This window comes from Amycolatopsis albispora, assembly GCF_003312875.1.
GTDB classification, from domain to species: domain Bacteria; phylum Actinomycetota; class Actinomycetes; order Mycobacteriales; family Pseudonocardiaceae; genus Amycolatopsis; species Amycolatopsis albispora.
The window spans coordinates 5,544,091-5,557,009 of the sequence record NZ_CP015163.1; the positions used below are offsets into that span (position 1 = coordinate 5,544,091).

The 12,919-nt window shown below is 72.2% G+C and carries 13 protein-coding genes; 8 read left to right on the forward strand and 5 right to left on the reverse strand.

The window, feature by feature from the left end; translation table 11 throughout:
- Window positions 1-39: 39 nt before the first annotated feature.
- On the forward strand, window positions 40-327 hold the full coding sequence (locus A4R43_RS26090; RefSeq protein WP_236808281.1) for a DUF2530 domain-containing protein: 288 nt from the start codon (window positions 40-42) through the stop codon (window positions 325-327).
- Here the strand turns inward: A4R43_RS26090 and A4R43_RS26095 are convergent.
- Window positions 266-1,303 carry a helix-turn-helix transcriptional regulator gene (locus A4R43_RS26095; RefSeq protein WP_113694720.1) on the reverse strand — a complete coding sequence of 346 codons (1,038 nt, stop codon included), beginning with the start codon at window positions 1,301-1,303 and terminating at the stop codon, window positions 266-268. The two genes, A4R43_RS26090 and A4R43_RS26095, sit on opposite strands and share 62 nt — an antisense overlap.
- A gap of 31 nt (window positions 1,304-1,334) precedes the next feature.
- On the opposite strand from A4R43_RS26095, the gene A4R43_RS26100 reads away from it, so the two are divergent.
- Window positions 1,335-2,507 carry an FAD-dependent oxidoreductase gene (locus A4R43_RS26100; protein ID WP_205215085.1) on the forward strand — a complete coding sequence of 391 codons (1,173 nt, stop codon included), beginning with the start codon at window positions 1,335-1,337 and terminating at the stop codon, window positions 2,505-2,507.
- A 79-nt stretch (window positions 2,508-2,586) separates the two neighbouring features.
- Here A4R43_RS26100 and A4R43_RS26105 read toward each other — a convergent pair whose 3' ends face one another.
- The gene (locus A4R43_RS26105; protein WP_113694721.1) at window positions 2,587-5,349 is read right to left on the reverse strand and encodes a sacsin N-terminal ATP-binding-like domain-containing protein; all 2,763 of its coding nucleotides are present in this window, start codon (window positions 5,347-5,349) and stop codon (window positions 2,587-2,589) included.
- Window positions 5,333-6,124, reverse strand: coding sequence for a DUF3027 domain-containing protein (locus A4R43_RS26110; protein ID WP_113697884.1), 792 nt, complete (start codon window positions 6,122-6,124; stop codon window positions 5,333-5,335). Before A4R43_RS26110 ends, A4R43_RS26105 begins: the two co-directional genes overlap by 17 nt.
- Before the next feature lie 41 nt (window positions 6,125-6,165).
- Between A4R43_RS26110 and A4R43_RS26115 the strand changes: the two genes are divergently transcribed.
- The 3 genes from A4R43_RS26115 to A4R43_RS26125 are packed head-to-tail and all read left to right on the forward strand — an operon-like array spanning window position 6,166 to window position 9,685.
- Window positions 6,166-6,936 (forward strand): glutaminyl-peptide cyclotransferase, encoded by a 771-nt coding sequence (locus A4R43_RS26115; RefSeq protein WP_418190751.1) that lies wholly within the window; start codon window positions 6,166-6,168, stop codon window positions 6,934-6,936.
- 42 nt (window positions 6,937-6,978) lie between these two features.
- Window positions 6,979-9,177, forward strand: coding sequence for an MFS transporter (locus tag A4R43_RS26120; RefSeq protein WP_236808283.1), 2,199 nt, complete (start codon window positions 6,979-6,981; stop codon window positions 9,175-9,177).
- A gap of 10 nt (window positions 9,178-9,187) precedes the next feature.
- Window positions 9,188-9,685 carry a DUF2771 family protein gene (locus A4R43_RS26125; RefSeq protein ID WP_113694722.1) on the forward strand — a complete coding sequence of 166 codons (498 nt, stop codon included), beginning with the start codon at window positions 9,188-9,190 and terminating at the stop codon, window positions 9,683-9,685.
- A gap of 165 nt (window positions 9,686-9,850) precedes the next feature.
- On the opposite strand, the gene A4R43_RS26130 is transcribed toward A4R43_RS26125, so the two are convergent.
- Window positions 9,851-10,237 carry a cold-shock protein gene (locus tag A4R43_RS26130; RefSeq protein ID WP_113694723.1) on the reverse strand — a complete coding sequence of 129 codons (387 nt, stop codon included), beginning with the start codon at window positions 10,235-10,237 and terminating at the stop codon, window positions 9,851-9,853.
- Between the two features lie 166 nt (window positions 10,238-10,403).
- Here A4R43_RS26130 and A4R43_RS26135 point away from each other — a divergent pair, with 166 nt between their 5' ends.
- Window positions 10,404-10,631: a hypothetical protein gene (locus A4R43_RS26135; RefSeq protein ID WP_113694724.1), complete on the forward strand. Its 228-nt coding sequence runs from the start codon at window positions 10,404-10,406 to the stop codon at window positions 10,629-10,631.
- Here the strand turns inward: A4R43_RS26135 and A4R43_RS26140 are convergent.
- Complete coding sequence (locus A4R43_RS26140) at window positions 10,615-11,229, reverse strand: HAD family hydrolase (protein ID WP_113694725.1); 615 nt, start codon at window positions 11,227-11,229, stop codon at window positions 10,615-10,617. The two genes, A4R43_RS26135 and A4R43_RS26140, sit on opposite strands and share 17 nt — an antisense overlap.
- An 82-nt stretch (window positions 11,230-11,311) precedes the next feature.
- Between A4R43_RS26140 and A4R43_RS26145 the strand changes: the two genes are divergently transcribed.
- Both A4R43_RS26145 and A4R43_RS26150 read left to right on the forward strand, forming a co-directional pair.
- Window positions 11,312-11,917, forward strand: coding sequence for a TetR/AcrR family transcriptional regulator (locus A4R43_RS26145; protein ID WP_236808285.1), 606 nt, complete (start codon window positions 11,312-11,314; stop codon window positions 11,915-11,917).
- Window positions 11,918-11,929: 12 nt separating this feature from the next.
- Window positions 11,930-12,892, forward strand: a complete 963-nt coding sequence (locus A4R43_RS26150) for a R2-like ligand-binding oxidase (protein ID WP_113694727.1) — start codon at window positions 11,930-11,932, stop codon at window positions 12,890-12,892.
- The last annotated feature ends 27 nt before the right edge of the window (window positions 12,893-12,919 follow it).

Consider the following 12,919-nt stretch of genomic DNA (forward strand, 5'->3'; position numbering starts at 1 on the left):
GCCTCCGCTGTGATGCCGACGCGGGGTACCCTGCCTGACGTGGCCGAATCGATCAATTCCGGGGCGGTAAAGAGCAAGTTTCAGCACACTCCGGAGCTGCCGGAGCGCTGGATCGCGCTCTGGCCCGTGGTGGTCGTCGGCACCGGGCTGTGGGCGCTGGCGTTCCTGGTCCTGCTGGTGCTCAAGCTGATCAACGGCACCGGCTCGGACGTGTGGTTGTGGACCTGCGTGGCCGGAGTCGGGCTCGGCTTCATCGGCCTCGGCATCATGACCTGGCAGCGGGCGGCCTTCCGCCGCGGCTCGAAGTCGGCGCAGCGGGCGGCGTAGCGCCGGTCAGCCGTCGCGCGAGCCGCTGACAGGCCTCCGCCAGCTCGGGTGGCCGCAGCTCGGTGAGTTCGGCGTCGAAGGTGGCGAGAATCCCGGCGACGCCAGCCCACGACCAGGCACCGAGCGTGAGGCGGCTGTGCCCGGCATCGAGGTGCTCGACCACCGAGCCACCCGGCGCGAACCGCGCCACCACTTCCGCTGGCAAATCCAGCCGGGCGCTGCCCAGGCACTCCCAGACCGCCGGGGTGTCCCCGCGGTCGTGGCTGCTCATCACGAAGTGGGCGAGGTCGCCGCCGGGCAGGTCCCTGGCGGTGAAGCGCTGGCCGGCCGGACGCGGGTGCAGGCGGTCGACGCGGTGCACCCGCCATTGCTCGTCGGTGAGGTCGTAGGCGACCAGGTACCACCGGCCCGCCCAGACGACCAGGTGGTGGGGCTCCAGGCGAGCGCGGCGGAAGTCGTCGTCGCCCGGGTCGGGACGCGTGCCGTCGGGCCGCAGGGTTTCGGTGACGAGGACCTGCCGGTGCCGGGCCGCGGTGCCGACGGCGGTGAGCGCGGCCGGGTCGATCGGCGGCGCGGGGAACTCCCAGTAGTTCCGCAGCCGGGTCAGCCGCAGCGCCTCCATCGCGGCCCGCAGCTCGGCGGGCATCACCTGGTGCACTGTGGACAGTGCGCGGGCGGCGTCGTGGTCGAGGCCGAAGGTGGTGGTGGGCGCGGTCTGCAGGGCCACCGCGACGGCGAGCGCCTGGTCGTGGTCGAACAGCAGCGGGGGCAGGGTGTGCCCGGCGCCGAGGCGGTAACCGCCGTCGGGACCGTGGACGGTGGTGATGCGGTAGCCCAGGTCGCGCAGGGTCTCGATGTCACGGCGGGCGGTGCGCGTGCTGACTTCGAGCCGCTCGGCGAGTTCCCCCAGCGGCCACTGCCTTCGCGACGCGAGCAGGGACAGCAGCCGCAACGCCCGGTGTGAGGTGCTCGCCATCGCTCCATCCTGCCCGGGTGGTGGCCATTCGATGTCCACCACCGCTGCCAAAGTCGCGTTCATGCACAACACAGGCAAGGTCGTGGTGGTCGGCGGCGGGATCGGCGGGCTCGCGCTGGGGGCGGGGTTGCGCCGCCGGGGGTGCGAGGTCGCGGTGTACGACCGCGACACCGACGTGACCGCGACCGGCGGATACCACATCACCCTGGACGAACGGGCCCAAACCGCGCTGCGCAGCCTGGTGGAGCCGGAGATCATGCGACGGCTGCTGGCGTCCGGGTCGGCGCTGCGGCTGCGCGAGCGCGACGTGTTCCGGGATCACCGCGGCCGGGTGCTCGGGCACGGTCCGGACCTGCGTGACAGCGCGAGCATCGACGTCGACCGCATCACCCTGCGCACGCTGCTGGCCGAGGCCGTCGGGGACGACCTCCACTTGGGACGGACGGTTTCCGGTGCCGAACCCGGGCGGGTGCTGTTCACCGATGGCACGTCCACGGCGGCGGAGCTGGTGGTCGGCGCGGACGGCGCCCATTCGGTGATCGCCCGGCAGCTGGCGGGCGGCCCGACCAGCCGGCCGGCGGGCATCATCGGCTTCTCCGGCCGCACGAACGTGGCCGACCTCAGCGAGGCCGGGCAATGGGGGCCGCGGTCGGGTTTCGCCATCGGGCCGCGGGCTTCGGCGCTGTACGTCGGCTTCCTCGATCCCGTCGGCAACACCGCGCTCGACGCGCCCGAGCTGCGGATGTCGGTGACCACCGGGCCCACCTACATCTGGGGCGCGATGCTCGCGGAATCCGCGGAAACCGAGGCACTGCGGGACCTACGCGGTGAGCGGCTGCAGGCGGCGCTGCTGGACCGGTTCCGCGAGCGGGGATGGGCCATGCTGGAGGTGATCGAACGGTCCGCGCCGGAGACCGTGGCCGCTTTCCGCTTCCACGCCGCGTCGATCGATGCCGCCGACCTCGCCCCCTGGCCCGCGGGACGCGTCACCGCCCTCGGTGATGCGGTGCACGCGACGCCGCCCACGGCTGGTCAGGGCGCTGGTGCGGCCATCCGCGACGCGGCGGGGCTGATCGAGCAGCTCGGTAGCGCGGCCGGCCTCACGGAGGCGGTGGCCAGCTTCGAGGCCGACATGCGACAGCGGGGCAGCGAAGTGCTCACCTTGGGCATGCACACCGTCCAGCGAATCCTGGCCGCCCCCTGACCCCGGGTGTCACGAATGTGGCTTTCGAGACGCCAAACGTCTCGAAAGCCACATTCGTGACACAGCCCGGGGCGGCGAACTAGGCGTGCAGGCTTTCCGCGGTGGGCTCGTCCAGGAAGGCGGTGATGGTGTGCCGGTCGTTCCAGCGGTCCATGGCCCAGGCGAGCGCCCGCGCCAGCCCTTCCGAAGTGTCCGCGGCGTGCAGGGCACCGTCGTACCACCACGGCACCGCGACCGAAGTGCCGCCGAAAGCCACGGTCAGCTCCTCGTGGATGTGCACCCCACCATCGGGCAGCTCCAAGCCGAGCAGATCGGCGACCACCACCACCGCGGCCAGCTCGCGCCACGGGATCAGCTCGCCTTCGCTGTCCACCCGCACCTCGGCCACGCGCTCACCGGCCAGCGGCAGATCGAGCAGCTCGGCCAGCCGGGCCGCGCGTTCGGCCCCGGGCAGTGCGGCGACCACGCGCGACGCGGGCAGCACCCCCAGCGGCCACGGCGTGTCCAGCACGACCGCGTCCTCCGCGTCGCACACCGAACCGTCCAGTGCGCGCACCCGCGAAGGCACGTAGTCCTCGGTGAATTCGGCGTCCGCGAGCACGGTGTGCGCCCGCGCCGCGAGCCCCGGCGAGACCTCGCGCGAATCGTCGGCGAGGCGGTCCATCAGGTCGGCCACGTCGTCGGCGTCGCTGACCGCCAGCGAGGTGCGCACCCCGGCGGCGATCAGCACCTCGTCGGGCAGGCCGACGTCCGGCACCGGGTCGTACAGCCCGGCCAGCGTGGTCGCGTCCGGCATCCGCCAGTCGGCGGGCGGGCGACCGGCCAGCTCGGCGTGCACGGCGAGCCACCGCGCGGTCCGGCTGTCCGGATCGGACAGCACCCGCCAGGTTTCCGGGCGCGCGGCGAGCAGGCGCAGCGCGTCGGGCCAGCGGTCGTCGGCGACCAGGTCGAGGTCGCGGACCTCCGGCTCGTCTTCGTCTTCTTGCAGCACGAAGGTGTCGAGCACCCCGGCGCCGGCGAGCACGTCGGCTGGCCAGTCCTCGGCGAAGTCGGTGTCGAGCACGTCCAGCGGCGCGTCCTCGCCGATCGCCTCCGGGTCGAAGATGCGCAGCAGCGGCGAAGTCGGCAGCACCAGCTCGTCGGCACGCCGCCAGCCGCGTTCGGTCGGCAGCACGAGCGAACCCAGCCAGTCGACCGGCGCCTCGTACGCCAGCCGCAGCACGGCCCCGGCCAGCGGCACCACGTCCGAACCCTCGGCACCGCGTTCGACGGCCTCGCGCAGCGCGGGTGACTCCAGCAGGTCCCGCGCCTCGGCCTGCTTGGCGCCCAAGCGTTCCAGCAGCGGGTGCGCGGCATCGGGGTGGACCAGCCGCAGGCCGCCGATCCCGGCTTCGGCGAGCAGCTCCAGGAGGTCGTCGGCGGCGCCGAAGAGCAGCGAGCCGCGCGGACCCGGCAGCGTGCGGCCGTCCACCAGCGGCACCGGCAGCCCGCCGAGTTCGTCGGCGGACACCGAATGCGCTTCCAGCAACGGCAGCAGCTGGTCGTACAGGTCGCGCCACCACGACGGGTCGCGCGACAGGCCGGTGATCTGCTCGATCACCTGCGCGATGGTGATCGGCTCCACGCCGACCGGCGCGAGGTCGCGCTGCACCCGCGGCCCGGACAGCGCGATCAGCCCGGGGATCGCCTCCGCCAGCAGCTCGACCAGCTTCGGCGACTCGGCGGTGAGCACCCGGCCGCGCCCGCCGGTCAGGTCGTCCCCGTCGGCGGCCGGGAGCCAGGCGTCCGCCCGCAGCCGCTCGGTGATCAGCTCCCGCAGCGTTGTGTCCACTTCGGACAGCGGGAAGGTGGCGGCAGGCACCAGCGCGGGCCGGTACTCCGGGTGCAGCTTCCGCACCAGGCCGGGATACGCGGCGGCCGCGGCTTCCAGCGCGGACCGCACGCCGGGGCCGGGCAGCACCCGGCGCCGCGACGGCTCGATCGGAATGGTCGCGATCAGCCTGGCCGGCAGGGACAGCCGTTCGTCGGTGGGCGTCGGCGCGTGCAGCACGCTCGACTCCAGCCGGATCGGCTCCCCCGAGGCGAGCACCTGCACCGCCCACACGCAGTCGATGTCCAGCGAGCCGTGGGTGAGCCAGCGGCGGGTCTTGCCGTCGGGCGCGGTGATCACCAGCGCCCCGGCCACCTCGGACCGCAGCCACACCCGGCCGTCGATATCCACCCGGTTCAGCCAGGGCAGCGCGAGCAGCAGGTCCTCGGCGGCGGAGTCCAGCTCGGCCAGCAGCGCCTTTCCGTCCACAGTGGACCGCAGGGGCAGGCGGACCTCGGTGTCGAAGCCGGACGGCAGCGGCGGCTCGCCTGCTTCGGTCGGCCACGGCAGCCGGAGCACCGGCACCTCGCCCTCGCGCCCGGACTCCTCGCGGGTCCGCGCGGCGGAAAACCGCACCCCACCGGAGGTCGAGACCACACGCGGTTCGTCGGTCACCGCCAGCACGGCGGCAAAACCGACGCCGAACCGGCCGACCAGGCCCTCGCCCTTCGCGGACGCCCGCAGCGAAGCCAGCGACGCGACCCCCGCCGCGTCCAGTGGTGCACCGGTGTTCGCCACCCGCAGTTCGCCGTCCACAATGGACACCCGGAGCGTGCCGGGCCCGCCGCCCAGCTTGGCCGCGTCGGCGGCGTTCTGCGCCAGCTCGACGAACAACCGGTCGCGGTAGCCGCCGACCCGCAGGTCGCGCTCGGTGTTGGTGTCCTCGGTGAACCTCGTCGGCGAATCTCGCCAGGCCGTCAGTACGGGGGTGCGAATGCTCTCGGTGCCGAAGGGATCACTCGGAAGTGTCACTCGCGCGATTCTCTTCCTCTGCCGGAGCGGTGTCCAGCATCGAATCGTCGTAGACCAGTTCGGCCACCGGGACCGAGGAGGTCACCTCGACCTTGATCTCGGAGTGCGCGCCGCAGCCGTACTCGACGTCGACCACGTGGCCGTCCGCCGGGGAGATGTCGTTGGCGCAGGCACCGAAGGCCGCCCGCAGCGAGCCGGCCAGCGGCAGGAAGAACCCGCAGGTGCCGCAGGACCCCGGCGCGCTGCGCGCCATGTCCGAGCGCGGGCCGAACTCGCCGTCGTGCCACCGGGCGGCGGCGTCCTCGCGGCCGTACCGCGACAGCACGTGCACGCGGCCGAGGCCGAGCTCGGTGGCGACCTCCTCCACCGCCGGATCATCGGAGGCCAGGTAACCCGGCGCGAGCCGGAGATCGTTCTCGTCGGTGGGGAAGATGTCCCCGACACCGAGGTCGCCGGCGCGGACGCGGCGCTCCCACGGGATCCACGAAGGCGCGGTCAGCGCCTCGGGACCGGGCCGCAGCACGACCTCGCTCACCGTCACCGGCTCACCGGCGCCCGCCGTGGCCACCGTGACCGACCAGCGCCAGCCGCGATAACCCGGCACGTCGGCTTCGAACAGGTGCGTCACGGACACCGCGTCCTCGCGCTCGACGCCGGCGTGCGCGCCCACCTGCCCTGGTCCGGCGTCGCGCTCGGCGGCGGCTCGAGCCAGCTCGACGGCTTCGACCAGGGACTCCCGCACGGAACCGTCGTCGAAGGTCAGCAACAGCGTCATGGTGTCCATGATGCCGCACGGCTTCGTGGGAAGCTGGGCCGGTGCGCACTCCAGCTGCTCTGGCTCTCACCGTTGTCGTCGGGCTGACCGGCTGTGCCGCGAACGGCACGGAGAGTCCCGGTGGTCAGGCCACCGAGGAACTGCGCGTGCAGGTGCTCGAGACCCTGCCGCACGACACCGGCGCCTTCACCCAGGGCCTCGAACTGGACGGCGGCACGCTCTACGAGGGCACCGGCCTGGCGGGCAAGTCGGCGCTGCGCGCCGGCCCGCTGGGGCAGCCGCCGGTCACCGAGATCCCGCTGCCGTCGCCGTTGTTCGGTGAGGGCATCACGGTCACCGGCAGTTCCGTCTGGCAGCTCACCTGGCAGGACGGCTTCGCCATCGAATACGACAAGGCCACCCTCACCGAGCGCCGCCGGGTGCCGTACGAGGGCGAAGGCTGGGGCATCTGCCAGCAGGACTCCGGGCGGCTGGTGATGAGCGACGGTTCCGCCGAGCTGACCTTCCGTGATCCGGTGACCTTCGCCGAAACGGGTTCGGTGTCGGTGGGGCGGGATAAACTCAACGAACTGGAGTGCGTCGGCGACTCGGTCTACGCGAACGTCTGGCAGACCGACGAGATCCTGCGGATCGGGCCGGACGGGGCGATCACCGGCCGCGTCGATGCCTCCGGCCTGCTCAGCGCGCAGGAGAGGGGGAACGCGGATGTGCTCAACGGCATCGCCGCCGTGCCGGGCACGGACGAATTCCTGCTCACCGGCAAGCTGTGGCCCAAGATGTTCCGGGTCAGGTTCGTCCCCGCGGCGCCTTGACCCGGCGAACGGCTCCGGTGATACGGCAAGATTGCAGGTGTGATGCGTTTCGGTTCGTCCTCGGGCAAGGGTCGTGCCGGGAAGAAGGGCAAGCGCAAGTGGACCCCGGAACCCGGTAGCACCCGGCGCGAGTCACCGCCCCCGCCGCCGCCCCCACGCGAGCGGCCGCCGACGCGCGTCATGCCCGCCGACCCGGGCCAGCCCGACTACCCGCCGCGGCGGACGCCACCCGCCGAGCAGGGCTATTCGGGGCACCGCGTGCCGCCCGCCGAGCAGAGCTACCCGGGTAGTCGAGTCCCGCCCGCTGAGCAGCGGTACGCCGCCGACCGTGTGCCGCCTGCGGAACAGAGCTACCCGGCGAATCGGGTCCCGCCCGCCGAGCAGGACTATCCGGCGAATCGCGCCGCGGACCAGGGCTACCCCGGCCACCGCGTGCCGCCTGCCGAGCAGAGCTATCCGGGGCATCGGGTGCCGCCCGCGGACTATCCGCCCCGGCGGGTGCCGACCGCGGACGACGCGCCCACCGGCGCGGTCCCCCAGCAGTCCTACGCGCCCAACCCGGACCACTTCCTCACCCAGCCGGTCCGCCGCGACCGCGACCGCGAGCGCCCGGCACCCCCGCCGCCACCGCGGCCGGGCACCCGCTCGAACCTCCCGCCGGTGCCGCCGCCCCCGCTGAACCGCCCGCGCGGCCACTCCGGCGAGCACGAGCGCTACGACACCGGCGGCTTCGCGAACGAGCAGCAGCGGCGCTCCTTCGAGGAGTCCGAGCACGCCGAAGCCGCGCACGGCTTCGAACCGCCCCCCGACGAGCGCGGCCGCAGCCTGCCCCGGCTGCCGAAGAAGCTGACCGTGACGCGCGTCGCCGCGCTGCGCAGCCGCCAGCTGACCGGCCAGGCGGTGGACGCCTTCCAGCGCGCGGCCAAGGCCGACGGCGCGGACAAGTCCGGGCTGACCTCGCTCACCTACGCCACCATGCTCAACTACGCCAGCGACGCGGCGATGGCCGTCGCGCTGGCGAACACGCTGTTCTTCGCCGCCAGCAGCGGGGAGAGCAAGGGCAAGGTGGCGCTGTACCTGCTCATCACCATCGCGCCGTTCGCGCTGGTGGCGCCGGTGATCGGACCGGCGCTCGACCGCATCCAGCGCGGCCGCAGGCTGGCCATGTGCGCCACCTCGGCCGGTCAGGCGCTGATGTGCGTGATCATGGCGCTGCACTTCGACGACTGGGGCCTGTACCCGGCGGCGCTGGGCAAGATGGTGCTGTCCAAATCGTTCATGGTGCTGAAATCCTCGGTGACCCCACGCGTGCTGCCGCCGGAGATCACGCTGTCCAAAACGAACGCGAGACTCACCGTGTTCGGCCTGGTGGCGGGCGGTGTCTTCGGCGCGATAGCGGCCGGGGTGAACGGCATCTTCAACTCGTCGGGCGCGTTGTGGTTCACCGCGGCGATCTGCGTGGTCGGCGCGGTGCAGGCGATGCGCATCCCGTCGTGGGTCGAGGTCACCGAGGGCGAGGTGCCCGCGTCGCTGGCCGCGCACCCGCAGCGGAAGAAACGGCAGCCGATGGGCCGCCAGATCGTGGTCTCGTTGTGGGCCAACGGCTCCATCCGGCTGGTCACCGGCTTCCTGTTCCTGTTCGCCGCGTTCGCGGTGAAGGCGCAGACCGAGGGCAGCGGGCAGAGCCCGTTCATGCAGCTGCTGCTGCTCGGCGTGATCGGTGGCGCGGCGGGCGTCGGCGGTTTTGTCGGCAACGCGCTGGGCTCGCGGATGACCTTCGGCAAGCCCGACCAGGTGGTGCTCGGCTGCGCGGCGGCGACGCTCGCGTCGACCGTGCTCGCCGCGATACTGGCCGGGCTGGCCACCGCGGCCGTCGTCGGCCTCGTCGGCGCCACGGCCAGCGCACTGGCGAAGATCAGCCTCGACGCGGTGATCCAGGCCGATCTCCCGGAGGAGTCGCGGGCTTCGGCGTTCGGCCGCTCGGAGACCGTGCTGCAGCTGGCCTGGTGCTTCGGTGGCGCGATCGGGCTGCTGCTGCCGCCGAGCTACTGGATCGGCTTCCTGGTGATCTCCGTGTTGCTGGCGCTCGGGGTGGTGCAGACGATGCTGGTGCACCGCGGCAGCTCGCTCATCCCCGGCCTCGGCGGCGACCGTCCACTTCGGCCGGACGCGACCAGCACCCCGCCGCGTGGCGTGCGCAGCGGGGGACCGGCTCCTTCGCGCGGACCGACGGGCTCGTAGAGTTCGGGGCATGCGTCGTTTCGGTGTTCTGGCCGTTCTCGCCGGTGGGGCCTTCGCGCTGTCCGGCTGCTCCCCGGTGCCGCCGCCCGAGGTGACCTTCTTCGCCGACGGCAACACCGTGCGGACCGGCCCGTTCATCCACTGCGACGCCGTGGTGTCCAGCTGCGAGCAGCACGACGGGGCCGAGGCGCGGTTGAAGGTGCGCCCCGGCAAGCCCGTGCAGATCTCGCTGCCGAGTGAGATCGTCGACACACCGTGGCTGGTCAACGTCCAGTACCAGGACGCCGCGGGCAACCTGCAGCCGGTGAAGCAGGAGTTCTTCTCCCCCGGCGAGCAGCACGCCTACACCGCCACCGCCGGTCCCGGCGACCAGCTGGTGGTGGTGGAGATCCAGCAGATCAGCGCGGCCACCGCGATCGACGGCACCGGCGCGGCCATCGAAGACGACCAGGGCAACCCGCAACTGGTCGTGCGCGGCATCTGGACCCTCCAGGTCGAACCGGCTTAGGGATCGAGGCCGCGAGACCCGCCCTGCTGCTCGAGTCGGCTTAGGGCTCCAAGTCGCGCGCTCGACGCCGCAGATCGAGTCGGCTCAGAGTCCGAGGCCGCGGGCCACCCGCGCGCCGGACGCTGCGGGCCGGGCGCGTGCCACCGCGACACAGGGCGAACCGGTTTAGGGGTCCAGGTCGCGCGCGACCGCGCGCATGATCTCGGCGATCTGCTTGGTGTGCTTGCGATCCGGATAGCGGTTGCGCCGCAGGTCCGGCTGCACCTTCGCCTCGAGCAGCTTGATCATGTCCTCGATCAGGCCGTGCAGCTCCTCCGCGGGACGGCGCCGCGCCTCGGCCACCGAAGGCGGCGGGTCGAGCAGCCGGACCGACAGCGCCTGCGGCCCCCGGCGGCCGTCGGCCACGCCGAACTCCAGCCGCTGACCGGCCTTGAGCGCCGCTACGCCCTGCGGTAGCGCGGCTTTCCGGATGTAGACGTCCGCGCCGCCATCCTGGGTGACGAAACCGAAACCCTTCTCCGCGTCGTACCACTTGACCTTGCCGGTCGGCACTGCCCTCACCCGTTCCTTCACTCACGTGTCCCACGTCGCGCAGCCATGCACGACGAACGCGCGCCCAGGGCGTACCCAGACGCGCGTACCTACAAGCGTATCCCCCACCGTCCGGTGAAGCGAAGCACATACCGGACACACTGCGTGGCGCTCTAATCTGGTGCCCATGGAGAGCCTGCCCAGGACCAAGCCGCTGCTGATGCGTGCCGGGATCGGCCTGTTCGCCGTCGGCATGCTCGCGGTGCTCGCCGTTTTTGTGCTGTTCGCAGCGGGTCTGGAGGACCTGCCGGTGTGGCTGAGCGCGGTCGCCGGCGTGCTCACCCCGCTCGGGCTCGGGCTCGGCCTGTGGGCCCTGATCCGCGAACACCGCAAAGCGGCTAACCGCGAGGACTAAGCCCCTCGAACCAGCCCGGGAACTCCGACAGGCTGTCGAACACCACCCGCGCCCCGGCCTCGACCAGCTCGTCGCGGCCGCAGGGTCCGGTGGTCACGCCGACCGGCACCGCCCCGGCGGCCAGCGCGCCGTTGATGTCGCCGAGGTGGTCGCCGACGTAGACCTCGGCCCCGTGCTCGGTGAGCGCGGCGGCCTTCCCGGTCGACCACAGCTCGCCGACCAGCACGTCCACCTCAAAACCGAGCGCCTTGATGTGCAGCGCGGCGTTGGGCGCGTACTTGCCGGTGACCACCACCGTGCGCCCACCGCCGCGGTGCACCGCGTCCAGCGCGGCGTGCGCGCCGGGCAGTGCCACGGTGCGCGGCACGACGATCTCCGGATAGATCTCGCGGAACCGGTCCACCAGCGCCGGGATGCGTTCCTCGGGTGCTTCGAACCCGCGCAGCACGGCGTCCAGCGGCGGGCCGAGATTGGCGGCGAAGTGCTCGCCGTCGAGCGGCAGCCCCGATTCCTCGGCGAGCGCGTCGAGCGCCGCGACCATGCCCGGCCGCGGATCGATCAAGGTCATGTCGAGGTCGAACCCCACGGTGATCCCCACGCCTGCACGGTAGCCGACTGGACAGGCACCCGTTCGACGTCAACCGTCTTGACATATGGGCGACCTGTGTCAAGCTGAAGTTGTGTCCGAGGTCACTTCCTTCACCCAGCGCGCGAAGGCTTCGCTGCGCGAGGAACTGCTCGTCGCGGCGACCTCGCTGCTGATCGAGAAGGGCTACACCGCGCTGCGCATGGCCGACGTGGCGGCGCGGGTCGGGGTGAGCAGGCAGACCCTCTACAACGAGTTCGGCACCAAGGCCGCGCTCGCCGAAGCGGTCGCGCTGCGCACCACCGCGGAGTTCCTCGACGGCATCCACCAGCGGTTCGAAGCGGCGCCCGACCTGCTCGGCGGCGTGCGCTCGGCCACCGCCTTCACCATCGAGCACGCGCGGGAGAACCCGCTGGTCGCGGCCGCGCTCGGCACCGGACCGGCGGAGGACCTGCTGCCGCTGCTGACCACCCGCGCCGAACCCGTGCTGCGGGCCGCGGCCGACGCGGCGGCGGAGCACTACCGCTCGCGCGTGCCCGGCCTGGCCGACGAGCACGCGGAACTGCTCGCGGAGACGGTGGTCCGGCTCAACCTGAGCCACCTCGTGCTGCCGACGCACTCCCCCGCCGAGGCGGCGGACCAGGTGTGCGCGGTGATCGCCCCGGCGATCGAGAAGTACTCCTCGTCCACAATGGAGTGAGAGGTTCACATCATGACCACGACCGAAATGCGCAGCGGTTTCAGCTCACTGCGCCGGGGCGGGCTCAACTGGGACTCGTTCCCGCTGCGCCTTTTTGTCAAGGGCAACGCCAAGTTCTGGAACCCGGCGGACATCGACTTCAGCCAGGACCGCGCCGACTGGCAGACGCTGACCGACGACGAGCGGCGGTCGGCGACCTACCTGTGCGCCCAGTTCATCGCCGGCGAGGAGGCGGTGACCGAGGACATCCAGCCGTTCATGAAGGCGATGGCGGCCACCGGCCGGTTCGGCGACGAGATGTACCTGAGCCAGTTCTGCTTCGAAGAGGCCAAGCACACCGAGGTGTTCCGGCGCTGGATGGACGCCGTCGGGCTGACCGAGGACCTGCACCCGTACGTGGCCGAGAACCCGCACTACCGCAAGCTGTTCTACGAGGAACTGCCGCAGTCGCTGGGCGTGCTGGCGTCCGACCCGAGCCCGGCGAACCAGGTGCGCGCGAGCGTCACCTACAACCACGTCGTCGAAGGCAGCCTCGCGCTGACCGGGTACTACGCGTGGCAGAAGGTGTGCACCTCGCGGAACATCCTGCCGGGCATGCAGGAACTGGTGCGCCGCATCGGCGACGACGAGCGGCGGCACATGGCGTGGGGCACCTTCACCTGCCGGCGGCACGTGGCCGCGGACGACTCGCTGTGGGACGTGGTGCAGGAGCGGATGGGTGAACTGCTGCCGCACGCGCTGGGCATGATCCAGTGGGTGAACGAGCAGTTCGAGGAGCCGCGGCCGTTCGACAACGACCCGCAGGAGTTCATCTCCTACGCCGCCGACCGGGCGCAGCGGCGGCTGGGCGCCATCGAGTCCGCGCGCGGCACCCCGGTGGAGCAGATCGACCTCGACTACACGCCGGAGATCCTGGAAGACACCTTCGGCGAAGAGGACGCGAAGGCCTTCGCCGAAGTCATCGCCACGGCCTGAGAGACGTCACGAATGTGGCTTTCGAGA

Coding starts and splice junctions, on each gene's coding strand:
- A4R43_RS26095 (WP_113694720.1), bottom strand. CDS start 1,303: ATGGCGAGCACCTCACACCGGGCGTTGCGGCTGCTGTCCCTGCTCGCG.
- A4R43_RS26100 (WP_205215085.1), top strand. CDS start 1,335: ATGTCCACCACCGCTGCCAAAGTCGCGTTCATGCACAACACAGGCAAG.
- A4R43_RS26110 (WP_113697884.1), bottom strand. CDS start 6,124: ATGACGCTGTTGCTGACCTTCGACGACGGTTCCGTGCGGGAGTCCCTG.
- A4R43_RS26120 (WP_236808283.1), top strand. CDS start 6,979: ATGCGTTTCGGTTCGTCCTCGGGCAAGGGTCGTGCCGGGAAGAAGGGC.
- A4R43_RS26125 (WP_113694722.1), top strand. CDS start 9,188: ATGCGTCGTTTCGGTGTTCTGGCCGTTCTCGCCGGTGGGGCCTTCGCG.
- A4R43_RS26135 (WP_113694724.1), top strand. CDS start 10,404: ATGGAGAGCCTGCCCAGGACCAAGCCGCTGCTGATGCGTGCCGGGATC.
- A4R43_RS26150 (WP_113694727.1), top strand. CDS start 11,930: ATGACCACGACCGAAATGCGCAGCGGTTTCAGCTCACTGCGCCGGGGC.